This is a genomic window from Dawidia soli (genome assembly GCF_018598185.1).
Classification (GTDB): domain Bacteria; phylum Bacteroidota; class Bacteroidia; order Cytophagales; family Cyclobacteriaceae; genus Ohtaekwangia; species Ohtaekwangia soli.
The window spans coordinates 63,203-88,171 of the sequence record NZ_JAHESC010000034.1; the positions used below are offsets into that span (position 1 = coordinate 63,203).

A 24,969-nucleotide genomic window follows, 5' to 3' on the forward strand; every position below is an offset into this window, starting at 1 on the left:
CGAATCTTTATGCATACGGATATATATTCTATTTTCTCCATGCTGCGGGTGCCGGTGCGGCGACTTGCCGTCGGCCTTGTGGCTGTTGCCTCGCTCGCGGCGTGTAGCAACGATGAGGACATGACGATCCCGGTTACGCCTTCGTATAGTGACCCGGAGGAAAACCTGGCAGCGTTCAAGCAACAGCTGGAAGCTGCGCCCGAAGGATGGGAGGCTACGTTGCGGCCGCTGACGGGCAAGGTGTATACATTGTTCCTGACGTTGGGCGGGGGTGAGGTGACGCTCTATGCCGACACCGATACCACCGCGGCGCAGACGCCGAGTCATTCGCCTTATTCGGTGGAGCTGACACAGACGGTGAATCCGTCGCTGGTATTTGCCGACGGCTCGAACCTGGCGCGCGTGCCCGGCGGCAAGAACCCCGGTGTCGACAAGGCCTATAGCTACTCGTTTACGCGGGGCGATACGCTCTACCTGCGGGGCAACCAATACGGTGATGAGCTGCGCTTGGTAAAGGCCAGCGCGGGCACGCGTGCCGCGTATGAGGGCCGTGCGCTGCGCAACGCTATGAAGTCGGTGTCGGGATACCTGGCTGCGGTGCACTACCTGTACCTGCAGCCTTCGCCGGACCTGTTGATCCAGTTTGCGGTGAACCCGGCTACACGCGGGGTGTATATCACGTACCTGCAGGGGCACGACGTAAAGTTCTTTGGCAGTGACTATGCGTACGCACCCGGGGGAATGCGCTTGAAGAGCCCCTTCTCCGTGGCGGGGAATACTTTACAAGACGTGGCATGGCATGACGACACCCGGCAGTTGTCTGTGGTATACAATGGCGCATCGCAACCGCTGCAGAAAGCTAACATTCCTGTGATCCCGCTGCATTACCTGCTGGGGACGGAATATCCTCCCGGTGCGGCATTCCCTTCGCCGGGCGTGCAGCTTCTGCCCGGCTGGTCGTCGAAGTTCCGCACGTTGTGGATGAAGGATGACGACGGCGCGATGCAGGAGAACTATAGCCTGATCTATGTCGTGCCGGATATTCATATCGAAAACAATACGATGGACCTGTATGTGTACTACGTCAACCCCGAGGACGACTATGTTCATGGCAAGATGCAGTACAAATACACCAAGACTGCCGAGGGTGTCTTCGACTTTGCGTTCACCGGCACACCCGATGATGAAGAAGGCGCCCGTGCGCGTGCGGTCCAACCCCATATGCCGACGATCCTGGGGTTGTTGGAGAACCATCGTTTTCGCGTGGAGTTCTTTGACGCATACCAGGAGCTGGGAGGTGTGATACCGCAGTATATCAGTGTGGACGATCCCGAGCTTTACTTCACCGGGCTTTGGTTCACACGATGAAACCTATTTACAGATCCTATAACCTATATCCTTATTGTTCTATGAAAAAGCTGGATTGGATTGCAGAGGCCCTGGAGCGGAATGCTTACCGCATCGGCCTCATCATTATTACCTTTTCGCTGGCCGTTATTGTGGCGGTGCTGTCGGGGTGTAGCGACGATGACGATAAAAAAGCAGTGGACCCCCGCGAGACGCTGCCTGGCACGTGGACGCTGGGGGCCCACGGCTCGGTGACAAGAGACGGCAGCGATGTGACCGGCGACTATGCCGGGTTGCAGATCGTCTTTGCCGCAAACGGTACTTATACAGGCGCCCACAGTGAACCGCTGTGGCGCAACACCGGCACGTGGGCCTGGGCGGGCACCAGCGCCACGGTACTGACGCTGGACGGCGACTTTTCCGTGCTGGTAACAACGCTGGAGGACGACGCCCTGGTGCTGCGCTTCACCCTGCAGGCCGATGACCTGGAGGGCGGTCGCGCTTTGTCGCTAGCGGGTGAGTATGTCGTGACCCTGGAACGTAATTGAGTTTATCGACCTAATAAATCAGTAGTATGAAAAAATCTTTACTCTTCAAGAGTCTCCTCACAGCGGTGTTGCTGACGGTGCTTTGCCTGGGTGCGGGCGCGCAGTCGTTCTGGACACAAAGCGATGGTCCCTACGGGATATCCTTGTGGAACTTCTTTATCGGCGATGACGGCACCTACTATGCGGGCGCTTCCGACGGGAAGCTCTACCGCAAGCTGCCGAACAGCACGCGGTGGGACATCGTCTGGTCGGAGTACGGCACCATCCTGGCCATCTATGAAAAGGACGGTGTGGTGTACGTTGGCAATGCCGACGGCATTGTCGTTTCCTCGACCGACAACGGCGACAGCTGGGAAGTCATGAACAATGGCCTGGAGGAAAACCCACAGGTACGCGACTTTGCCGAGAACGACCAGGGAGAGCTCTTTGCGGCCACGAGCAGCGGCATCTATAAGATGATGCCCGGTGCCAAGCCGGGCGTGTTCACCTGGCAAAGGAAACCGTACGAGACGCAGTACGGCTCGTTCATCTTTACGCTGTGTACGGACAAGCTCGGCACGATGTATGCCGGTACGGGGCGCGGGATATACCGGTCGGACGACGACGGCGAGACGTGGCATGCCGCGGCGATGAACGACGATGCGAATGCGATCCTCAGTATGGCCGCGGCGGCCAACGGGGATGTATACGCCGGTACCTCGGAAGACGGGCTTTATATCAATTACGCCGATGACGGAAAACCCGACGGCTGGGCGCCGCTGGCGGACGAGGTGATGGGCGGCGCACAGGCGCGTAAAGTCTCGGTGCTGAACGGCGACCAGGTATTTGTGAGCATCAGCGGGAACGGCGTGTATTATTCCGATAACAATACGAACTGGGAGAAGGTCGTCTCGGGCAGTGCCCACGGCGGTACGCAGTACGATCCGGTCGGACATCACTATGTCGTGTCTTCGTTTAACGGCCTCTGGACATCGTCCGATACAAAGCCGTATAGCTTTACGCAGACCGCCATTCCGCAGGACATCGGCATGATCACCGGTCATCATTCCACTGTGGCGGTTATTGCCGAAGGGAACATGGTATACCAGTCGCCCGACCAGGGTGCGACGTGGACGCCCGTGATCGGCAACAGCGAGGGGATCATCACCTGTTACGAAAGCAAAGACAACGGCGACTTGCTGGTGGGCATGTTTGGCGGTGTGCTGGGGGCACCCTGGGTGCAGGCGTACCGTTTTATCGACTTTACCAACGGATGGGGCTGGTGGTCGATCGGCTTTGACGAGTCGGTGAAGCGGATCTCCGATATCCTGGTGACGGCCAACGACTCCATCTTTGTGGCGACCGATCAGGGATTGTACCGCATCGACTCGAAGACCTACGAGAGCAGTCGCCAGTTGAAGATCGGGCCTACCTTCGTACTGCGCGTGCTGGCCGAGGATGGTAAAGGCACGCTCTACATGGGCACTGACGACGGCCTCTATATTTCACAGGACGGTGGGCAGTCGGCCGGCATCCACCGGTTGGATAATGTCGTGATCAATACCATTACGACCACCGTAGAGGGAGCGGTGTACCTGGCGACGGAAGCGGGCATTTATTACCTGGCCGGTCCCGAAAGCGAGCCTGCGCTGGTCGATGTTCCGAACGATAAGGGAACGTCTTTTAACGACATCGCGATCGACGCGCAGGGGCATTTGTATGCGACCACGCCGAACCGGGTGTATTATGCCGTGAATAAAGATGCGGCGTGGGAAGAGCAGATGGGCGGTATCGAGGGATACGTGTATCGCGGGTTGCGGGTGGTCGACAACGTGGTATATGTGGCCACGAACGTAGGTTTATATAAACATGTGTACGCGCAGCGGGCTGTTGTTACGCTGTCGGGCACAGGTTCGTTTGAGTATACCGGTCAGGAACGTAAGGTGACGGCCCAGACAACGCCGGCAGGGTTGGCGGTGGAGATCCTGTACAACGGTGTGGCGGATGTGCCTGTGGCCGGCGGAACGTACTTTGTCACGGCCCGGGTGAGCGACGGTACCTATGCCGGTACGGCTACGGGCCGGGTGAAGATCGGCAAAGCGCCGGCATCGATCACGCTTCATGGATTGGGCACTCACAATTATAGCGGCGCGCCGCAGCCGGTGACGGCTACGACAGAGCCTGCGGGCTTGCCGGTGGTCTTTACCTACAACAATACGACCGATGTGCCGGTGGAGATCGGTGAATACTATGTAACCGCGACGATCGATCACCCGTCGTACCAGGGTCAGGCCGCCGGCGACATGATCATCCGCGATGCGGTGCTGGGGGTGGAAGATCCGCACAACAAGCTGGTGGCGGTATACCCGGTGCCTGCGCGCAATACGCTGACGGTAGAAAGCAGGCAAGGGCGGATGCGTTCGATCGTGCTGCTCGATGCCCAGGGGCGCGTGGTCGATCAGCGCGCGTTTAGCAAACCGGCCGGCAAGCATGTCTTTGACGTGACGCGTTATGCGCCGGGCATGCTGCTGATCCAGATCACCACGGATACGGCGGAGCGTATTGTGAAGCGTGCCCAGGTGGTTCGGTAATCCTTTGAATCATTCATCCTAAATCCTACTTATACTTATGGTAAAAATTTTCAGACTCTTCGTGTTCGCCCTGGTGGCGGCATCGGTTCTCATGGCCTGCTCCGGTGAAGATGGCGACCCCGGGGTGGCGGGCGCCAAAGGCGATAAAGGTGACAACGGTGCGGTGGGCGCCGACGGTGAAGACGGCGCGGATGCTGCCGCGAAGAACGGTTATTTCCAGGGCACGATCAAAGGCACGCGCCGTGACGGTGCGGCGTTTGAAGAACCTTTCAACTTTCAGTATGTCTATGGCGATCAGGAATACGAAACCTATCAGGTGCTGCTGCAACGTTTCGAGACTGCGGCGGGGGCTATTGCCGATGCGATGGTACAGGAGGCGCAGCAATCCGGTGTAGACATGTCGGCACCACTCGACAAGGGCTTTATGAAGCTGTGGCTGTATAACAATCCGGAAGGCGCGGGGTTTGTTCCCGGCGAGCTGCAGGTATATTTCACCAAGGGGCTGAGCGCCACGCAGGTGTTCAGGCTCGAGGCAAAGCCTCACCTGGAAGACGCGTTCTATGATCGTGTGATCGAGATCGCTCCGGATCACAACGGCCTCTATAACTTTGCGCATAACAACGCCGGCCAGGTGGCGTACATGGAATATTACGATGCGTCGGGCAAAACGCTGCTGAGCTATGCGTTTCCGTTGCAGCTGGCGGGTGTGGACTACGTTTTTGCGTATGATGCCGAGACGGGTGCGTTGCAATACTATGAGATCAACGGTGAGCAGTTCAACGACGGTGCGCTATTCGACAAGTATCATGAGATCAGGTTTGTGTACAACGATGAGTTCGGGAAGCACGTGTTTGAGAAGAACGACGGTACGCCGTTGTACGAATACGTAGACGAAGTACCGGCCGATGCCTTTGCCATCACGAACTTCAGCCAGGCCGATGGTGTGGTGAGCTTCGATTTCTCGATCACGATCAGCAAATACCGCGGCTTTATGGGCGGGCGCAGCCCGATGGGGCCGATCCTGATCCACGGTCAGAACAGCACCGGTCATGATCTGACCATTACCGGCAAATTCAATTCCGGCACCCCGGTATATCAGGAGGCCGTGGGGCGAAGAGGAGCGTGAGTGTGAGTACGAGCGCGAGGAATCAGAACCTTTCGCTCCGTGGGGATAATACCAGTTGCCCGATTAAATATGCACGGAAGGTGTCCGGTGGGCACCTTCTTTCATTTTACACTGCGTTGGGTCGAATCGAAACGCTTTCTTGTATAAACCCGTATGAATCTTTACATTAGTGGATGTTTCCGAAGCAAAGAGGATGAAGGGGCGGGAGAGGTCGATCGATCAATATACGGCGGAACAGCTCCTGGCGGGCATCCGGAATGCCGATCACGATGTCTTCACCACGCTTTATTCGCACTATTTCCAGGGCTTGCTGCTGGCGGCCCTGAAGTATGTGAAGGACGCGGCGGTGGCAGAAGAGGTGGTGCAGGATGTTTTCCTAAAGCTGTGGGAGTCGCCGGCGGCCATTGCCGAGGCCCGGGCCCTGAAGGCTTACCTGTACCGGGCGGTGATCAATCAATCCATCAACCATGTGAACCGGCAAAAGAACATTGCCCAGCACCATTTGCGTATGGCCGAGGAGATCAGTGAAGCGTATATCGAGACGCTGGTGGAAGACCATGCGTTGAAAGAGCTGTTGTACCAGGAGATCGAGCGCCTGCCGGAGCAATGCCGGAAGGTGTTTAAGATGAGCCGTTTTGAGAATCTGAAATACCGCGAGATTGCCGAGCAGCTGGGCGTCGCGGAGAAAACGGTGGAGAATCACATTGTATACGCCCTCAAGCTGCTTCGCTCCAATTTACTGCACAAAGCCGCCGATTATACCGATGGGCCGACCGGCGCACGGCTGTGGCTGTTCGCGTTACTGGTGTAACGCACCGCTTTTCCTGTTATTATTTTTTTGTCACCGGTGACGAACGACCGTTGCGAATGCCCGGATTTCGACTAAATTGTCGTATCGAAGAGTATGGCGAAAAAGAAGCAGCAAGCGGATCCGGGCGCGGAGAACCTGTGGGGGATAGACCTGGGCGGAACCAAGATAGAAGGAGTTGTTCTGCGATCGGCGGAGGATCCGGCGGTATTGTTTCGCGACCGTGTTCCGACGGAAGCGGACCAGGGCTATGAGCACATCCTGGAGCAGATACGCACGCTGGTGGAGATGATGAAAGCGGCGACGGGTACGGAGCCGAAGATGATAGGTTTTGCTACGCCCGGCACTGTTGACCCGCGGCGCGGCACGATGAAGAACTGCAACACGGTGGCGATGAATGGCAAGCCTATGGCGGCCGATATTCAGCGTGTGCTCGGGGTGCCGGTGCGCCTGGCCAACGATGCGAACTGCTTTGCCCTGGCGGAAACCCGTTTGGGTATTGTCAAGCAGGAGTATCCGGAGGCACGGGTGGTGTTCGGCGTGATCATGGGCACGGGCGTGGGTGGCGGCGTGGTGATCGACGGCCGTTCGATCGCGGGCCTGCAAGGTATAGGCGGTGAGTGGGGGCATAATTTTTTAGATGACTCCGGCGGCCCTTGCTACTGCGGAAAGACAGGCTGTGTGGAACGGGTCATCTCCGGCCCCTCGTTGCAGCAGTACTATTTTAAGGAGACAGGAAACAACAAGCCCTTAAAGGACATCGTAGCGCTGGCGGAATCCAAGGTGGATCCAACGGCCCAGAAGACCATGATCCGGCTGGTGCATTTCTTTGGAAAGGCGCTGAGCGTGATCATCAACATCCTCGACCCCGATGTGATCGTCATTGGCGGCGGTGTAGGAAACATCGACCTGCTATACGACCGGGGGCGGGATGCCGTAAAACAAAACGTGTTCAACGACCGGCTCGATACGCCGATCGTGCGCCCGGTGTTGGGCGATAGCGCGGGCGTTTTCGGGGCGGCCTTTCTGGTAGCTGACGCTGTATAGCAAGGTGCCCAGACTATACAACCGGTATGAAAAAAATAGCGATCCTCGGTCCGATCCCCCGGGACCACATTGTCACGCATCAGGGGCACCTCATTCAAAAATGGGGCTGTGTCACACACCCGGTCATTGCGCTTTCGATCATGGCCGGCGATCAGATCGAGATCGTACCGGTAAGCCACCTGCGCCAGGTGGACCTCGACAACGTGCGCGAAGTCTTTGCCGGGTATAAAGGTATCAACCTCAAACACCTCGGCACGCGCAACGATCAGGGCGACATCATCAGCCTGCGCTTTCTCGACATGAACAACCGCCTGGAGCGCCAGACCGGATTTATGGATCCGATCGTGCCCGACGACGTCAAGAAACTGGTGGACTGTGATGTGTTTGTTTTTATTCCCATCAGCGACTACGAGATCTCGCTGGAGACGCTCAAGTTCCTGAAGAAAAAAAGCAAGGGCATCGTCATCTTCGACGCGCACGGTCCGACAACGGCCTGCCTGATCAACGGCGAGCGCCAGCGCAAGTTCTGGATCGATCGCGACCAGTGGCTGCCCTACATCGACGTCCTCAAGATGAACCTGGAGGAAGCGCATGCATCGTGCTTTAAGAAAGAATATGAAACCCAGGATTTCTCCTGTCCGCCCGAAGAAGAAGTAGACCGCCCCGCGCTGCGGGACTTTGCCCAGCACTGCCTGAACCAGGGCGTGAAGTGCGTCTATATCACGGTCGACTCGCGCGGATGCCTGGTATACTATAAAGTGCGCGGACAGCTGCGCGAGGAGATGGTACAGGCCGTACCGGTCGCCAACGTGGTGGACACTACGGGGTGCGGCGATTCCTTCGCCGGCGGCGTAGGCTTTGGCCTGCTGCAGAATCCACGCGACTACATCGGCGCCGCGCAGTATGGCAATGCATTGGGCGCATTGCGTACCCAGGGCAAAACCTTTACCGTGTTTAAATCGCTGGAAGAGACCGAAGCGCTCATCCGGAACACCTATGCATCATCCACCTAAACGAGTACACTTAGTTGATCAAGGCTTGTATTTTTGACCTGGACGGCGTGATCGTCGATACAGCACGCTATCATTTTCTGGCCTGGAAGCGGCTCGCCGCCGAACTGGGCATTCCCTTTACCGAGGCTGACAACGAGCGCCTCAAAGGCGTAAGCCGCCTGCGTTCCATGGAGATCCTGCTGGAGCTGGGGCATATTACCATGGCCCGTGACGAGCAGGAGCGGCTGGCCAACAAAAAGAACGGCTGGTTCGTGGAATACGTCGAGCGCATGACACCGGCCGAGATCTTTCCCGGCGTGCCGGCGTTGTTACAGGACTTGCGCCGGCGCGGGCAGCTGATCGGCCTGGCCTCCAGCAGCAAGAATGCGCCGCGCGTGATCGAGCTGTTAGGCCTGGCGCAGGCCTTCGACGCGATCGTAGACGGCACCATGATCGTACATACCAAACCCGACCCCGAGATCTTCCTGCTGGCGGCGCGTACACTGAACGTTGCGCCACACCAGTGCGTGGTATTTGAAGATGCCGAAGCCGGTGTGGAGTCGGCGTTGGCCGCGGGCATGGCGTGTATCGGCATCGGCTCGAAGGAGCAGTTGCCTCTTGCCGACCGGGTGCTGCCCGCTACGGGCGCGTTCGACCCGGCGATGCTGGCGACGCTGGATGTGCGGCAACCCCGTGCCACCCCTTAACCCTATACTTTCCAAACAACCCCAGATGTATCTATGAAAGAGTTTTTGAAGCATCATCCCTGGCAGATCATTGAAGAAGGTTTCGATCCGCACTATCATACGATCTCCGAAAGTGTCTTTAGCATCGGCAACGGCCAGATGGGCCAGCGGGCAAACTTCGAGGAGACCTATACGGGCGAGACGTTGCGGGGCAGCTACGTGGCCGGCGTCTATTATCCGGACAAGACACGGGTCGGCTGGTGGAAAAACGGCTATCCCGAATACTTTGCCAAGGTGCTGAACGCCCCCAACTGGATCGGGCTCGACCTGCGCGTGGGCAAGCATGTGCTCGACCTGGCCGTGTGCAAGATCGAAGACTTCCGCCGCGTGCTCGATATGCAGGCGGGTACGCTGTCGCGCAGTTTTGTGGCGACCCTGGCGGATGGCAAGAAGCTGCGCGTCTCGGCGCAGCGCTTCTGCAGCATGGCCCGCGGCGAGGTGGGGGCGATCCGGTATGCGGTCACGCCGCTGAACTTTTCGGACCAGGCAACGGTGTCGCTTTTTGTGGATGCCGACGTGGTGAACAAAGATTCGAACTACGACGAGAAGTTCTGGGAGGAAGTATATAAAGAAGCCTCTGCCGGGTGTGCCATCGTGACGGCGCAGACCAAGAAGACATTTTTTCATGTAACGACGGCCATGCGGTATGCGATCACCGCCGGCGGGCAACCGGTCAGGATCGACCGCACCGACATTGTCGAGCGCGAGAAGTTTGCAGGCAACGAGGTGACCTTTAATATTGAGCAGGACCAGGAGGTCGTGATCTATAAATACGCGGCGGTGCTGTCGTCGGAGAACCATGCGAAGGATAAGCTCGTAGCGGCCAGCAAGGAAGTGCTGGATGGGGCCGTGCGGACCGGATACGATGCCTTGCTGGAAGAACACAAGGCGGTATGGAAACATACCTGGGAGGTTTGCGATATTACGATCGAAGGTGACGTTGCCGCGCAGCAGGGGATCCGGTTCAATATCTTTCAGCTGATGCAGACCTATACCGGCAAGGACGAACGCCTCAACATCGGCCCGAAAGGTTTTACGGGCGAGAAGTACGGCGGTGTGACGTATTGGGATACGGAGGCGTACTGTCTGCCGTTCTTCCTGAGCACGGCCGAGCCCACGGTGGCGCGCAACCTGCTGATCTATCGCTATAAACATTTGCCGAAGGCGATCGAGAATGCGCGTAAGCTCGGCTTTACGCGCGGTGCGGCGTTCTACCCGTTCGTGACCATGAACGGTGAGGAATGTCACAACGAGTGGGAGATCACGTTTGAAGAGATCCACCGTACAAGCGCCATGGCGTATGCCATGCGCGACTATATCGTCTACACCGGTGACAAAGCCTATCTGGCGGAATACGGCCTGGAGGTGCTGATCGGTATCGCGCGGTTCTGGGCACAACGGGTCAACTGGTCGTCGGAGAAGAACAAGTTTGTGATCCTGGGGGTGACGGGGCCCAACGAGTACGAGAACAACGTCAACAATAACTGGTATACCAATTACCTGGGAGCGTGGACGCTGCGCTTTACGCTGGAAGCCATCGACTACGTGAAGGGTGCGTTTGCCAGCCGGTTTGGAGAGATCGCCGGCCGCACGCAGTTTCAGGAAGCCGAAGAAACGACCCGGTGGCGCGAGATCGCCGAGAAGATGTATTACCCGGAAGACAGCCGCCGCGGGATCTTCTTACAGCAGGACGGTTTCCTCGACAAGGAGATCCGACGGGTGAGCGACCTGCGCGCGGAAGACCGGCCGTTGAACCAGAAGTGGTCGTGGGACCGCATTCTGCGTTCGTGCTTTATCAAGCAGGCCGATGTGCTGCAGGGCATCTTCCTGTTCGAGGACGACTTTGACATGGAGACCATTCGCCGCAACTACGACTTTTACGAACCCATGACGGTACATGAGTCGTCGCTGTCGCCTTGCGTGCACGTGATCCTGGCCTCGAAGCTGGGCTATAAATCCATGGCCTACGACCTGTACCTGCGCACGGCCCGCCTCGACCTGGACGACTACAACAACGATACGGAAGACGGCTGTCACATTACCTCCATGGCGGGCACGTGGATGAGCGTGGTGAAGGGCTTTGGCGGCATGCGGGTGAAGCAGGACACGCTGCACTTCACGCCCTTCATTCCCGATCAGTGGACATCGTATTCTTTCCGCGTGGAGTTCCGTGGCCGGGTGCTGAAAGTGAAAGTCAGCCGGGACGGTGTCGAAACACGGCTGGAAAGCGGCGCGGCGCTGGAGATCATGGTGAACGGCGCGGCGGTGTCGTTGAAATAACAGTTAGAAACAGATTTGAATTATACTTATGCGAGTTGGTGAGGTGTCTGCACGGCGGATGCGCTGGATATTGGTATTGCTGTTGTTCGGAATGGTTAAGCCGGTTGTATACGGACAGTTGACGTATGACTATGCGACGCGGGGCACGTACGACAAGCGGTCCACGGATCTGATCGAGATGATCAACGATCAACTGCGACGGCAATACAAGGTGCTGGAGAAAAGCGGCAAACCGACACCGATCGTCCATGATGCCAAAGCGGAGCTTGCAAAAAGTACGTCGCTGCTGACGCTGATGGTGAAGCACCGCCTGGTTATTCTGGACGATACGCTGCACCGGTGGGTGGACGATATCGTCAATACGATCGCGGCCGCGAACTCGTTGAAGCGCAAGCCGCAGCTCGTGCTGGTCATGAAAAGCACGACCTGCAATGCGTATTCGGTAGGCGAGGGCACGATCGTCATCACCACGGCCTTGCTGGCCAACCTGCATACGGACAGTGAGCTGGCCTTTACGCTGGCCCACGAAATGGCGCACGAAGAGCTGGAGCACGGCAGCAAGCGCCTCTTTTACACGGTCGAAAGACGCCGTCAGCAGAAGTCGAACAAGGTGATCCGGCAGGCTGCCCAGGGCGACATCACCACCGAGGCGATCGATACGCTCCGAAGCCTGGCCTATGCGGCGCAACGCTATTCGCGCGAGCATGAGATGCAGGCGGATTCGCTGGGGCTGGTCCTGATGCACCGGGCGGGGTATGACACGTGGGCGAGCTTCAGCATGCTGTCGGTGCTCGACTCGGGCGATTATTCCAAGGAGCGGCTGGGCCGGCGCCTGTTCAAACCGTTCGAGTTCGCCAACTATCCGTTCCAGGAGTACTGGCTCCATCCGCCGCTGACCATGTATACACGCAGGCCGGAGGATACTTACCTGATCTCGGTAGACTCGCTGGAGTCCCACCCGGATGTGCTGCTGCGTCAGAAGACGCTGCTGGAGCACCTGCCGTCCAAAGCCCCGAGGAACGAACATCCCAGCCCGGAAGTACAGCATGCGATCGACCTTGCGGCCTTTGCTTCGATGGAAGCCGGCTATGATTTTAAACGGATGGACCATGCGCTGCTGCGCGCGCTGGAACTGAAGCAACGGTACCCGCGCAATGTCTTTGTTACCAGCACCGTCGCGCGCATATTTGTCAAACTATACCGTTGGAAGGACTATAGCGAGCAGCTCTTTCGTGCGCATGTGCCGGTTTATACCACTTTCTATGGCGAAGAGCTGCGGTCGGTCAACACCTTTCTCAATAATCTGACCTTGCAGGAGCTGGGCGAGCTCGGGTTCCAGTTCCTCAACAATAAAGACAATTTCAATCCTACGTGCCGCGACCACTATATCCTTTTATGGCATATCTGTGATCAGACCCGCCGCTACCAGGTGGCGGCGAAAGTGAAAGAAAATTACGAGAAGCGGTTCGGCCGCGACCTGCGGTACGCCGAGATGAAAAGCGGCGCTGCCAAGATCGCCGCGCTGGAGCCTTCTCTGTTCCTGCCTTCCGGCAAGCCCCGTGCACAGTTCTGAGGTCGTAGCCGGGGTTATTGCACCGGCAGGAATACCTCGGCGATCATACACCGGGCGCTGCCGCCGCCATTGCGTTCTATGGTATCTAATGGCGCGTTCAGAATGGGGTTGCGTTGTTCAATTTGAGAAATTTGCTCCCGGGTCAGGGAGCGGTAGGCTTGTGACGACATGATCAGGAAGTGTTCGCCCGCGGCGTTGTCGACTTGCAGCATGTTACCGGCAAAGCGGTTCATCTGGTCAAGCGTGATGGCGATGATCGTCTTGCGGGTGCTTTCCAGGAGTTTTATTGTCTGCTGTCGTTCGGTGGCATCGGCTATGGCGTCGAGGCAGATCACGGCATAGGTATCGGCTATGCACATCATTACATTGGTGTGATACACGGGATAGCCGTTGGTGTCCGTGGCGGTAAAGGTGTGCGGCGTATAGCCCAGCCGGCGGCAGAAGTCTTCGAGCACCGCGGCGTCGGTACGCTGGGAGAGGCAGGCATAGGCAATGTGGTGGGCGCGGTCCAATACCATGCTGCCGGTGCCTTCCAGGAAGCGGTTTTGTTGTTCATAGTTTGACAGGTCGATAGAGCCGGCCAGGTGGAAGCGGGGGCGCAGCGCGGCCAGCACATGCGGTTTGCGTTCGAGCCGGCGGTTGGCGGCGTACATGGGGTACACTACCACGCGGCCGTCGTCGTGAAACGAGATCCAGTTGTTGGGAAAGATCGAGTCGGGCGTGTGCGGTGCGGGGGTGTCGTCTACCACCGTGACATCCACTCCGTGCGCGCGGAGCAACGCGACGAAGGTGTCGAACTCGTGCAGGGCCTTTTCCTGGGCGTCCTGGTCTTCGGCCGATTGGAAAGCATTGTTCACGGCGGTCTGGGCATTGTACCCAAAGCGCACGGGGCGGATCATAAGCACGTGTGAGGTTGTTTGCCGGGGCTTGGCCATAGTGGTTGGGGTTCAGCGGGTGACATCTTCCCGCCACAGCGGCAGGCTCATACAATGAAAACCACCGCGTGCGCGTGACAGCTCGGCGGAGGGCATGACGATGAGCGTGTCGCGCAGCGCTTCGGTTTGAAGTGTGCCGGCTTCGAGGCCTGCCAGCAGCGCTTCGGCCGTGATCACGGAAAAGCCGGCGGCGCGAAATGCCTCAGTGGTCTTGTCGTTGCGGTCGTAGCCTAACACCACACCTTCGCGCAAGGCCAGCACGTTACAGGAGTCCGTCCACTGCTCGCGCACGTCGTAGGGAAATTCGTTGTTACCGGAGTATATAAATACAGTCTTGTCGGGACTCTTCCATTCGTTTTCGCTGATGCTGATGAGCAGGTCTTCCAGGCTGTCGAACGACACCGCATGCTCGGGGTCGTGCCGATGGAACTGGGTGATCCTGACCGGGTCGTCTTTCTTTTTGCTTTCGAGAATGCGTTCGATGGGGTCGGCGCTCTCTTTGCGGATGTTGGTGCGCGAGAAGTTGCCGAGCATGACCCACACATTGCGTTTCACTTGTGTGAAGACGGTATCGATGTGCATGTAGTCGCGCTTCTTCGGAATGCGAATGACCGTGATGGTGTCGACGATCTGCCGGGCAAAGAGCAGGTTGATGACCTGGTGCGCGGCCTCGACCGTGGTGCGTTCGCTGATGCCCAGCAGCAGATGCCGCGGCGTGATCATCATCACGTCGCCGCCTTCCAGCGTCACCTTCTTGTCGTCGGTGTCTTTGGGCATGAGGAAGTGGTAGGAGGTGTCTTCGATCTCCAGGATCTTGTCGCGGAACGTGGTGAACAGGGGATGGTTGAAGAAGATATACTTGGTCAGCAAGGCCTCGCGCGTGCGTGCTTTCTTGGCCGGCCGGTTTAACAGTATATGATCGTTGATGACCACGCCGATGTCGCGTGTAAAGATAAAATTCGGGATCGGGGGGAAGAGCATGCGTCCGTCTTTCAGGATGCCGCTGATGAGCACTTTGGAAAGCTCACGCGGTTCCATGGCAAAGAGGTAATTCTGTGTTTCGTACGAACAGAACTCGATAGCGCATACCGAGGCGACCAGCCGCAGGCGGATGCTCGTGTCGGCCAGGATGTCGGCCAGCAGCCATTGCAGCTCGATGACATTTTCGGAGCGGTGAAAGTTGTCGTCGCAGGGTTTATAGAAAGCCCGGTCGTTGCGGGGATCGTCGATGGCGGCCAGTTTGCCTTTGATGCGCGCTGGGTCGAGAAAATAGAGCAGGATGCGCGTGTAGTAGTCGTATTCCTTGCGGCGTATGGTATCGAGGTGGACGATGTCTTCGAACAGCCAGTCCTGTGCTTTGGAGGGCACCACTTTGCCCAGGCTGCTGTCGGGGCTGTGCACCAACAGTCGGCGCAGGGTACCGATCTCGGACGTGACGCATAGGGTTTGGAGGCTCATAAACAACTTTCTATGAAGAAACGAAGAGGCCTTTAGAAAAGCAATGATCGGCCGATACCTAAAAATCGGGCTTTGGTTTGTGCGCGGCCACGGGGTTGGAGAGATGCGTCGGCGTTGCGTGCTGAAAGGCGGTCGGAGACCGCATCCATACAAGGCACCGGTGACACGCCCCCGCTTCGCTGGGCGTTTAACACCGGCGCCAGATTCAGAGCAATTATTGGAAGGTAGGTATAAATCGGGTCTATTGTGTCCGGCCACGGTGCTGTTCCGGCAGTTGCAAACTGCCTACAGTCCCGGCACCCCCGATAGCTATCGGGGTTACGTACTTGCTCCGCCAGTTGGCGGATCGGTACCTTGCGCCAGATGCGTGGCTGTTGTCTGCGGGGCTCAAAAACAATTTGAAGGGCGGCCGGGGGGCGGAGACCCCCTCCGTTGGGTGCACGAACAGTGCTAGGCACGAGTCGCCCTCCCTTCGGTCGGAAGACTCGCGCCAGATGCTAATGTATATAGGGGCTTCGCCCCTATGATCCCAAACTTTACTGTGCCGAATATCATAACACGAAATTATTAATCTGCTACTTGGATCAGTACCCTTGCGCCAGATAGCGTTTATTGCTTCACGATCTGCTCGCGCAAGACTTCGGCATCCTGGTCGCGCAGTGATAGAAAGTACGTGCCGGCTGCGAGGTCGGCTGTTGGGATCAGGATCGTACCTTGTGTGTCCAGTGGAATGTTCTTGATCGTTTGCCCGGTGCTGTTGAGCAGGCTCAGATGCCGGGTGGGTGAGGGTGCGGCGTGACTCTGTATTTGCAGGATGTCGTGAAAGGGGTTCGGGTATACTTTCAAACTGGAGCGCGTGCCGCTGTCGGGTGTTGCGGGATTGAGGCTGCCTTCCTCCGCGGGCCTGGCGATCTTCAGGCTTTCTACGATGCGCGTTGTCCATGCTGTATACATTTTGCCGGAGGGGTGCAGGCCGTCGCTTGCTACGAGGTCGGTCTCGGACAGGCCGCGACGCGAGATGTCGGTGATGTCGATATAGGTGACACCCATGCGAATGGCGATCGCTTTGTTGGCGGCGTTGAACCGGTCGATGCCGAGGGTGATGGTGGGCTGTTTGTCTTTGCCGAAAGGCGTGTAGCCATAGTCGGGGATCGAAACGACAAATACATGCGCGCGCTGGCCGCCGGCCAGGGCGATGGCGGTGCTCAGCAGGCCTTCAAACTCGGGGGCGTAGGCTTCTACCGACTTGCCCTGGTAATAGTTGTTGACGCCGATCAGCAGGGAGACCAACGTATAGGTTGGCTTAAGGTGCGCCTGGTGGATGGCGTCCCGGAGGTTGTCGGTGCGCCAGCCGGTGGTGGCAATGATGGTGGGATCGGGGCAGGAGAGGCCTTTTTGGCGCAAGGCCGCGGCCAGTTGTACCGGCCACCGCTCGGTGGGCGCGACGCTCTCGCCAATGGTGTATGAATCGCCCAGGGCAAGGAATTTAACCGGATCGACGACGTTCAGTTTCTGTGCCATACTGTCATTCACGGATGCTAACAGTAATATCAGGATAAGTTTCCGCATACTCAAGGAGAAGATGGATTAACCGATATACGATAAAAAGAAAAAGGATGGTTCCGGGACCATCCTTTTCTTGTACATGAGGTGTTTGTTGTTAACGTCCGTCTTCCGACCGCCTTGGGCCATGTCAGGCCACCACGGCCTTCTTACGGCCGCGCATATAGAATACCAGGCCGGCAAAAGCCACGGTAAGAATGATCGGGATAACAAGTGTTACATTGATGATTTCAGGGCCGGCAGCTTTGCGTGCTTCGGCCAGCAGGTTGGCGGCTTCGGCTTCGGAGATGCCCGCGGGGATCTTGCTTTTTACCAGGTTGTCGTAGTAGCCACCCATGAAGATGAGGTACAGCGACACGGCAAACATGCCGGCACCACCCATGAAGTTCAGGCCTACTGCACCGGTGCGGGGCAGGTTCTCGGCTACAAAACCGATCATTGTAGGCCAGAAGTAACATACGCCCATGCCGAAGGCGAGCGCGCCCACAAAGATCATATTACCGGAGGTATGGCCCAGCAGGTAGAGACCTACGACCGAAAGCGCTGCGGAGATCAGCAGCACGCCTTGCGGTGAGAACCGGTGTACGACGGGTTCGGCCAGGCCGCGGCCCAGCACCATGATGCCGGTGGTCAGCGTCAGTACCAGCAGGGCGTTGTCGGTCACGCTGCGCAACAGGACGTCGATCCACTGGCCGGTGAACAACTCGGTGATGGCCGTGCCGAACATACAGATGATCATGAAGATGAAGAGCGGGCTGAGCAGGGCTTTATACATATCGCCGGTGGAAACCCCCGCGGCCACACGTTCCGTTACCGGGAAGGTGAGGCGTGAGAAGAAGTAGCCATACAGCAAGGTCGGGATGATCATCGTGGCGACCTGTACCTGCCAGCCGAGGCCGATCTTGTTAAAGAAGAACACGATGAGCGTACCGATAAAAATGCCGCCGGGGAACCACAGGTGGAAGTGGTTGAGCTTGGTGGTTTTGTTGTCGGGATAGATCGTTGCCACGAGCGGGTTACACGCCGCTTCCACGGTGCCGTTGGCAATGCCGATCAGCAGGGTGGACAGGAACAACGACCAGTAGCCCGAGGCAAAGATCGTAAAGATGATGCCCGCCAGGTGGAACAGGAAGGCGATGAGCAGCAGGCGTTTCATGCCGATGATATCGACCACCATGCCGCCGATGATCACCGCCAGCGGAAAGCCCCAGAAGGCCGTGGCCGTGATGACACCCAACTCAGAGGCTGTCAGTTGAAAAGTGGTACCGAGCTCGTTCAGAATGCCGGCGCGGATGCCGAACGATAGAGAAGTGACAAGCAGCGCCAGGCAGCTGGCCCAGAACAGGCGTGAGCGGTCAATGGTTTGTTCCATAAGGATAGTATATTCGATTTAGGTTTAGCGCCCGGAATATGGATGTAATTTTGTTGCTTTCCAACGATTGCAAGATACAATAATTCCGATAGGGTTATGGTCGTTTAGACTATTATAATAGGCCGCACGTGCTGCCGCGGCTTGCTAGAGCTCGAATGTAAAGCCCTTTTCGCTGAGTTTGTCGTAGGTCTTTTTGTCGAACCGGTAGAGGCTGGCGGCGCGGTGCGACACATCGGTTTGCTTTTCTTTACAGGGTAGTAGCAGGTTCATTTTCATGAGCTTACGCCGGAAGTTGGGTTTGTCGAGCTTCTGTCCCAGCAGGGCTTCATAGAGCTCCTGCAACTGCAGCAGCGTGAACTTCCGCGGCAGCAGGTTAAAGCCGATGGGCTCGTGGCGCACCTTGTGCTTGAGGTGCCGCAGGCCGGCTTCCAAGATATCGCTGTGATCGTAGGGCAGCGTGGGCACGTCGCCCAGCTTGAACCATTTTACATCGGATGCCGTGAAGCCAGCGCCCAGCGTGTAGGCCTCGGGCTTGACCAGCGCATAGTAGGCAATGGTGATGACGCGCTTGGTAGGGTAGCGGTGCACATCGCCGAAGGCCCGGAGCTGTTCCAGGTAGATCCTGGATACGCCGGTAAGGTCGTGCAGGATGCGGGCCGCGGCGTCGTCTGCGCCTTCGTTATATTTGATCCAGCCTCCGGGCAGCGCCCACTTGCCTTTGCTGATCCCTTCGCCGTGCTGTACGAGCAATATGTCAAGCTCGTTCTTCTGGAAACCGAAGATGAGACAGTCGATGGAGAGGGCATCAATAATGGCATCGGGTGCGTCGTGGGTCATGGGCATAGAAGTGCTGTGGAGGCCAAGATAGAAAATAATTCCGGACACCTTGTAGTCAAATGTACTATAAGTTATATCTTTACCCACATCATCAACCGATTGAACCATTGTTACTATGAAGAAATACCTGCTGGGGTATGATGTCGGCAGCTCTTCGGTGAAGGCCTCCCTGGTCGATGCCGAGACGGGGCTGACCGTGGGGTCCGCCCATTCGCCTGCCGAAGAAATGGGGATGCTGGCCGTTCAGCCTGGCTGGGCCGAGCAAGATCCGGCCACCTGGTGGGAACACGCCGTGAAGGCCCTGCAAGGTGCCCTGAAGCAGTCGGGTGTCAACCCGGCAGCCATTGCGGCCATCGGCATTTCGTATCAAATGCACGGGCTGGTCTGTGTAGACAAGAACCAGAACGTTCTGCGCCCCTCGATCATCTGGTGTGACAGCCGGGCCGTGGAGATCGGCCGAGACGCCGTGGATAACATGGGCGAGAAATACGCCTTGCAGCATCTGCTCAACTATCCGGGAAACTTCACGGCTTCCAAATTGCGGTGGGTGAAGATCTACGAGCCGGCCGTATTCGACCGCATTGACAAGGTCATGCTGCCGGGCGATTACCTGGCCATGAAACTCACGGGCGACATCGTGACGACTGCCTCTGGCCTGTCGGAGGGCATGTTCTGGGATTACCAGGACGAAGCTCCTTCCAAGCGCTTGCTGGACCAATACGGCATCCCCGCCGGCATGCTGGCCCGCCAGGAACCGACCTTCTCGATCCAGGGAAAGGTGCGCCAGGCGATTGCCGATCAGCTTGGGTTGACGGCGGGCATTCCCGTGAGCTACCGGGCGGGCGATCAGCCGAACAACGCCTTCTCGCTCAACGTGCTGAACCCCGGCGAGACGGCGGCCACGGCGGGTACTTCGGGTGTGATCTATAGCGTTACCGACAAGAATGCATACGACACGCGCTCGCGGGTCAATACCTTCATCCACGTGAACGATAAACACCCGGCCAAGCGCAACGGCGTGTTGCTCTGCATCAACGGTACGGGCATTCTGAACAGCTGGCTGCGCAAGATGGCCCGGGGCGAAGGCGACCTGTATGGCTACGACCGCATCAACAGCATTGCCGCCGGCGCCCCCATTGGCGCGGAGGGCCTGACCGTATTGCCGTTCGGCAATGGCGCAGAGCGTGTGCTGGAGGACAAGAACATCAACAGCTCCTTCTTCGGCCTGGACTTTAACCGCCACGGCCAGGCGCACCTCTTCCGCGCGGCGCAGGAGGGGATCGTGTTTGCGTTGAAGTATGGCTTTGACGTCTTACAGGAGATGGGGCTCAAGACCCAGGTGATCCGTGCGGGCAATGCCAACATGTTTCTCAGTCCGCTGTTCCGCGAAGCATTCGTTAATACCATCGGTGCCCGGTTGGAACTATATGATACAGACGGTTCCAAAGGCGCCGCGCTGGGAGCCGGCGTGGGCGCGGGGATCTATGGCGCGTTTGAAGAAGCTTTCCGCGGGCTGAAGCTGATCCGCTCGGAAGACCCCGAGGCCGGCAAGGCCGCCGCATATGCGGCGGCGTACGACCGCTGGCTTCAACAGGTACAGAAACAAATCAATTAAGGCTATACTATGAAACTTTCACTGGGAGACAAAGAGTACTTTAAAGGCGTAGGCCAGATCAAGTACGAAGGCAAGGAATCCGACAACCCGCTGGCGTTCAAATTCTATGATGCCAAGCGCAAGATCGGCAAGAAGACGATGGAAGAGCACTTCCGCTTCGCCATTGCCTATTGGCACACCTTCTGCGGCACCGGCGGCGATCCGTTCGGCCCCGGCACCAAGAACTTTCCCTGGAACCAGCGCGAAGACGCTGTGGAGCGTGCTTTCGACAAGATGGATGCCGCGTTTGAATTCATCACCAAGATCGGCGTGCCCTTCTATTGCTTCCACGATTACGACCTGGTAGACGAAGCGTCTACGCTGAAAGAATCGGAAGGCCGCCTGGCCAAGGTGGTGGAGTATGCCAAGAAGAAACAAAAGGCTTCGGGCGTAAAGCTGTTGTGGGGCACGGCCAACCTGTTCTCACACCCGCGCTATATGAACGGCGCGGCGACCAACCCTGACTTCAACGTGGTGGCGTATGCCGGTGCTCAGGTAAAGAACGCACTCGACGCGACGATCGAGCTCGGCGGCACAAACTACGTATTCTGGGGCGGCCGCGAAGGTTATATGTCGCTGCTGAACACCGACATGAAACGCGAGCAGGAGCACATGGCGCGCTTCCTGCATGCGGCCAAAGATTACGCCCGTGCGCAAGGCTTTAAGGGCACGTTCCTGATCGAGCCCAAGCCCATGGAGCCGTCGAAGCACCAGTACGACTTCGATGCGGCGACGTGTATCGCCTTCCTGCGCGAGTTCGACCTGATGGACGACTTCAAGCTGAACATCGAAGTGAACCACGCCACCCTGGCGCAACATACGTTCGACCACGAGCTGCAGGTAGCGGCCAATGCCGGCGTGCTCGGCAGCATCGACGCCAACCGCGGCGACTACCAGAACGGCTGGGATACCGACCAGTTCCCCAACAACCTGTTTGAGCTGACCGAAGCGATGCTGGTGATCCTGCAGGCGGGCGGCTTTAAGAACGGCGGTGTGAACTTTGACGCCAAGACACGTCGCAATTCGACCGACCTGGTGGACATCTTCCACGCCCACATCGGCGGTATGGACTCGTTCGCCCGCGCCCTGTTGACGGCACAGGCCATCCTCGACGATGGTACCTACCTGAAACTGCGCAAAGAACGCTACGCGTCGTTCGACAGTGGCAAAGGCAAACAGTTCGAGCAAGGTAAAGTGACCCTGGAAGAGCTGCGCACGCTGGCCCATAAGACCGGCGAACCGCAACAGATCAGCGGCAAGCAGGAGTACTACGAGAATTTGTTAAGCAAGTTCGTTTAGTCATACACACGAAGGCCGTTCGACACCCTACCCGGTCGAACGGTCTTTGTTTTGGTTTGCCTCGCATGGGTGATTGCCACCCGTTCGTTACCTTTGGGGAAACTTAACACCCCCATGAGAGGTATTTTTTGCTTTTTGATCCTGGCTTCTGTTTCTTTTTTCGCACAAGCCCAATCTCCTACCACCTACGGCAACTTCAAAGTCGTCGACCAGGAGATCATCTACCAAAAGGTCTTTATACAAGATTCTGTCACTGCCGCCAAGCTGGCGGAGTTCTATAAGGCATTGCCCTATGTTGCTAACGTGTCGGTGAGTGGCGACGAGGTTTCGTTTGATGTAAATGACATTACGGTCGACTATAAGAAATTTCAGTTCACGCAGGTGGCTACTCCGCCGATCATTCAAACGGGCAAGTATAGCGGCAAGGTGACTGCCGCGGTGAAGGACGGCAAGTACCGGCTCACGTTCCGTACCCTGATGGTGACCGGCAACATCGGCTACAAGAATATCAGCGAGAAGGACCGCCTGACCAGCTACGCTACCAAGAACAGCGCGACGATCTTATCGCCGGACTGGTGTAAGCCGAATACGTTGGGATTGTTGGATAAGGCTTTTACGGATAAGCTGCAGTATACGGAGCTTCAGAAGAAGCAGGATAGCGACGACTGGTAGGGCGGAATCAGTGTGAGTGTGGAGTGTGAGAGCGAAGGCTACATATTCCCCCCGCTCTCAAACCGAGGGCTACCGGGTTCACACTCACTCTGATTTACGTGACCCAGTGTAGTGTCTTTTTCGGCACCGGATTCTCAAACGGCTTGCCTTCCTGTTGCGACAGGTCCCATTGGCGTTTCAGCTCGTGATACCATCGTGCTTGTGCGTCGGGCTCGCCGAGGAGCATCAGCGTTGGTTTGGTTTCCAGGCCTTTCTGGAGTTTGCGGAATACGCCCAGGTCCTGGTGGATGAATTGTTTGCCGAGGTAGCGCAGGGGCCACCAGAGGTATTTTACAAATCCGAACGATGCATAGAAGATGTGATTCAGCTCGGTCTCTTTCTCGTTGATCGGCGTCAGGCATGTGATCGAGATAATCTCGTGATCGCCCACGCGGATATGCTCGAACCGGTTGCCGGGTAGTTGAAAGTTGATCTCCGTGGATGTCTCGCCTTTCAGGATCGAGTATCCCTTCGAGTTGGACGAAGGTTTATGCCGCACCATCTTGAAGCCTAAGCCGTCGGGCTCGAAGTGTTTCTCTTTGCGCTTCAGTTTCTTTGCCGAGCGCCAGTACCACGACTGGTGTACGAACGTGACGTGGGCGGGGTCGATCAGGCCGATCACGGCGTGGTCGACGTCTGCGGGCATGGTCACTTTTTCTACGAAGCGGAACTTCAGCCCGGGCTTTAGCAGCAGGTCGGGCAGGCGGCTGTCGGCGCCGTCGAGCTGTGTTTTGTTGCGGGGAATATAGATCCAGATGGTGCCGTTCAGCTCGCGGCATGGGTAGTTAAAGACTTTGATCTTCGAGCGGTCGAACTTGTCGTCGGCCAGGGCCGGGATGGCCGTGCAGGTGCCGGCGTGGTTGAACTTCCAGCCGTGGTAGCAACACTGGATCTCTTTGCCGTCGTACCAGCCCATGGACAGCGGTACGCCCCGGTGGGGACAGTTATCTTTCAAGGCAAAGGGCTCACCCTGCTCGTTGCGTCCGAAGACGATCCGTTCGCCCAAGATCTCTTTGGCAACAAGTTTACCCGGTTTCAAAAACTCGCCGTGCATGGCGAAATACCAAAGATTTCGAAGAAAGAGCGATTCGGTCATGTATGTCCGTTAGATACTATTACGGGTAAAGGTAGGGGGAATTTCCCGAAGATTCCGATGACGGAAATCAGATTCACAAACGTTCCTGGTGTTGGAATACGGGGATGACTCACGCCCGATACCGGCGGGTGATAAGGCGTGGATAACGTTAGTACGGCTTATCCCTGGTTTATATAGGGCTTTGGTATTGCTTCAGATCGCTATAAGGTCACTGTAAGGTCGCTGTAAGGTCGCGGTAAAGTAAGGATATTGCGGCTGTAGATTTGTCTGCGCATGGGGAGCAACGTATCATGCGTAGCCCTGCGTGAGCCGGTGATATGAATACCTCTGCCTGCAGTCAGGGCGAAGATAACACTTTACATCCTACGCCGCGGTCGCATTTTCTCCTGAACGCATAAAAAATTGCGAAGCCGAAAGCGGTTGCAATCGTTTCCGGTAATTTTATTTGTTTACTTTTCAAGCTGATAATACTTTATTGCAACAAAATACAAACGTATGAAATATCCGACCGGCAAAGACAGGGTAGGCGTCTGACCGGTGGCGGGATAAGGATCATCTTAAACCTTAAAAAACCAATCACTAACACTCATGAAAAGAAAATTACGCATGGGGATGGTAGGAGGGGGAATCACCTCTTTTATCGGCCCTGTACACCGCAAAGCTGTGGGCATTGATGGCGAGATTGAATTAGTATGCGGTGCTTTCAGTGTTGTACCCGGCGAATCCAAAGCTACCGGGCAAGCGTTATACCTCGATCCGAAGCGAGTGTATGAAACCTACCAGGAGATGTTCGAGAAGGAATCGCAGCTGCCCGCCGACCAGCGGATGGACTTTGTTTCCGTCGTTACTCCCAACCACGTACACTTCGGCCCCGCCAAGATGGCCCTCGAGTATGGCTTTCACGTGATCGTGGAAAAGCCCATCGCGTTCTCGGTAGACGAAGCCAAAACACTTCGCAAGCTGGTGGACAAGACCGGCCTCATTCTCGGCCTGACCCACACGTACAC

At 57.1% G+C, this 24,969-nt stretch carries 20 protein-coding genes; 14 read left to right on the forward strand and 6 right to left on the reverse strand.

What is annotated here, in order from left to right:
* Positions 1–9: 9 nt before the first annotated feature.
* The 10 genes from KK078_RS20845 (at position 10) to KK078_RS20890 (ending at position 13,037) form a co-directional block, all read left to right on the forward strand.
* Positions 10–1,368, forward strand: a complete 1,359-nt coding sequence (locus KK078_RS20845; RefSeq protein WP_254092250.1) for a DUF4302 domain-containing protein — start codon at positions 10–12, stop codon at positions 1,366–1,368.
* A gap of 41 nt (positions 1,369–1,409) precedes the next feature.
* Positions 1,410–1,895 carry a hypothetical protein gene (locus KK078_RS20850; protein ID WP_254092251.1) on the forward strand — a complete coding sequence of 162 codons (486 nt, stop codon included), beginning with the start codon at positions 1,410–1,412 and terminating at the stop codon, positions 1,893–1,895.
* A 26-nt stretch (positions 1,896–1,921) separates the two neighbouring features.
* Positions 1,922–4,465 (forward strand): MBG domain-containing protein, encoded by a 2,544-nt coding sequence (locus KK078_RS20855; RefSeq protein ID WP_254092252.1) that lies wholly within the window; start codon positions 1,922–1,924, stop codon positions 4,463–4,465.
* Between the two features lie 37 nt (positions 4,466–4,502).
* Entirely contained in the window at positions 4,503–5,591 is a 1,089-nt protein-coding gene (locus KK078_RS20860) for a collagen-like protein (RefSeq protein WP_254092253.1), read from the forward strand.
* Between the two features lie 193 nt (positions 5,592–5,784).
* Complete coding sequence (locus tag KK078_RS20865; RefSeq protein ID WP_254092254.1) at positions 5,785–6,402, forward strand: RNA polymerase sigma-70 factor; 618 nt, start codon at positions 5,785–5,787, stop codon at positions 6,400–6,402.
* A gap of 93 nt (positions 6,403–6,495) precedes the next feature.
* Positions 6,496–7,446 (forward strand): ROK family protein, encoded by a 951-nt coding sequence (locus KK078_RS20870; RefSeq protein WP_254092255.1) that lies wholly within the window; start codon positions 6,496–6,498, stop codon positions 7,444–7,446.
* Positions 7,447–7,472: 26 nt separating this feature from the next.
* Positions 7,473–8,459: a carbohydrate kinase family protein gene (locus tag KK078_RS20875; RefSeq protein ID WP_254092256.1), complete on the forward strand. Its 987-nt coding sequence runs from the start codon at positions 7,473–7,475 to the stop codon at positions 8,457–8,459.
* Between the two features lie 14 nt (positions 8,460–8,473).
* Entirely contained in the window at positions 8,474–9,145 is a 672-nt protein-coding gene (pgmB, locus tag KK078_RS20880; RefSeq protein WP_254092257.1) for a beta-phosphoglucomutase, read from the forward strand.
* A 33-nt stretch (positions 9,146–9,178) separates the two neighbouring features.
* Positions 9,179–11,464 carry a glycoside hydrolase family 65 protein gene (locus KK078_RS20885; RefSeq protein WP_254092258.1) on the forward strand — a complete coding sequence of 762 codons (2,286 nt, stop codon included), beginning with the start codon at positions 9,179–9,181 and terminating at the stop codon, positions 11,462–11,464.
* A gap of 58 nt (positions 11,465–11,522) precedes the next feature.
* Complete coding sequence (locus KK078_RS20890) at positions 11,523–13,037, forward strand: M48 family metallopeptidase (protein WP_254092259.1); 1,515 nt, start codon at positions 11,523–11,525, stop codon at positions 13,035–13,037.
* A 14-nt stretch (positions 13,038–13,051) separates the two neighbouring features.
* Here the strand turns inward: KK078_RS20890 and ctlX are convergent, their stop codons facing one another.
* From ctlX to KK078_RS20915, 5 genes are all read right to left on the reverse strand, one after another.
* On the reverse strand, positions 13,052–13,972 hold the full coding sequence (gene ctlX / locus KK078_RS20895; protein ID WP_254092260.1) for a citrulline utilization hydrolase CtlX: 921 nt from the start codon (positions 13,970–13,972) through the stop codon (positions 13,052–13,054).
* Between the two features lie 12 nt (positions 13,973–13,984).
* Complete coding sequence (locus KK078_RS20900) at positions 13,985–15,430, reverse strand: arginine deiminase family protein (RefSeq protein WP_254092261.1); 1,446 nt, start codon at positions 15,428–15,430, stop codon at positions 13,985–13,987.
* A gap of 609 nt (positions 15,431–16,039) precedes the next feature.
* Positions 16,040–16,951, reverse strand: a complete 912-nt coding sequence (locus KK078_RS20905; protein ID WP_254092262.1) for a GDSL-type esterase/lipase family protein — start codon at positions 16,949–16,951, stop codon at positions 16,040–16,042.
* Positions 16,952–17,123: 172 nt separating this feature from the next.
* On the reverse strand, positions 17,124–18,365 hold the full coding sequence (locus KK078_RS20910) for an MFS transporter (protein ID WP_254092263.1): 1,242 nt from the start codon (positions 18,363–18,365) through the stop codon (positions 17,124–17,126).
* A 144-nt stretch (positions 18,366–18,509) separates the two neighbouring features.
* Entirely contained in the window at positions 18,510–19,208 is a 699-nt protein-coding gene (locus KK078_RS20915) for an NUDIX hydrolase (RefSeq protein ID WP_254092264.1), read from the reverse strand.
* A 109-nt stretch (positions 19,209–19,317) separates the two neighbouring features.
* Here KK078_RS20915 and KK078_RS20920 point away from each other — a divergent pair, with 109 nt between their 5' ends.
* From KK078_RS20920 to KK078_RS20930, 3 genes are all read left to right on the forward strand, one after another.
* Positions 19,318–20,817 (forward strand): xylulokinase, encoded by a 1,500-nt coding sequence (locus tag KK078_RS20920; RefSeq protein ID WP_254092265.1) that lies wholly within the window; start codon positions 19,318–19,320, stop codon positions 20,815–20,817.
* Positions 20,818–20,826: 9 nt separating this feature from the next.
* Positions 20,827–22,155, forward strand: coding sequence for a xylose isomerase (gene xylA, locus KK078_RS20925; protein WP_254092266.1), 1,329 nt, complete (start codon positions 20,827–20,829; stop codon positions 22,153–22,155).
* 114 nt (positions 22,156–22,269) lie between these two features.
* A complete protein-coding gene (locus KK078_RS20930) occupies positions 22,270–22,827 on the forward strand; it encodes a hypothetical protein (protein ID WP_254092267.1) in 558 nt (185 codons plus the stop codon).
* 94 nt (positions 22,828–22,921) lie between these two features.
* Here the strand turns inward: KK078_RS20930 and KK078_RS20935 are convergent, their stop codons facing one another.
* Positions 22,922–23,962, reverse strand: coding sequence for an aromatic ring-hydroxylating oxygenase subunit alpha (locus tag KK078_RS20935; RefSeq protein WP_254092268.1), 1,041 nt, complete (start codon positions 23,960–23,962; stop codon positions 22,922–22,924).
* A gap of 588 nt (positions 23,963–24,550) precedes the next feature.
* Between KK078_RS20935 and KK078_RS20940 the strand changes: the two genes are divergently transcribed.
* On the forward strand, positions 24,551–24,969 hold a 419-nt coding region (locus KK078_RS20940; RefSeq protein WP_317195974.1), incomplete at its 3' end, for a Gfo/Idh/MocA family protein.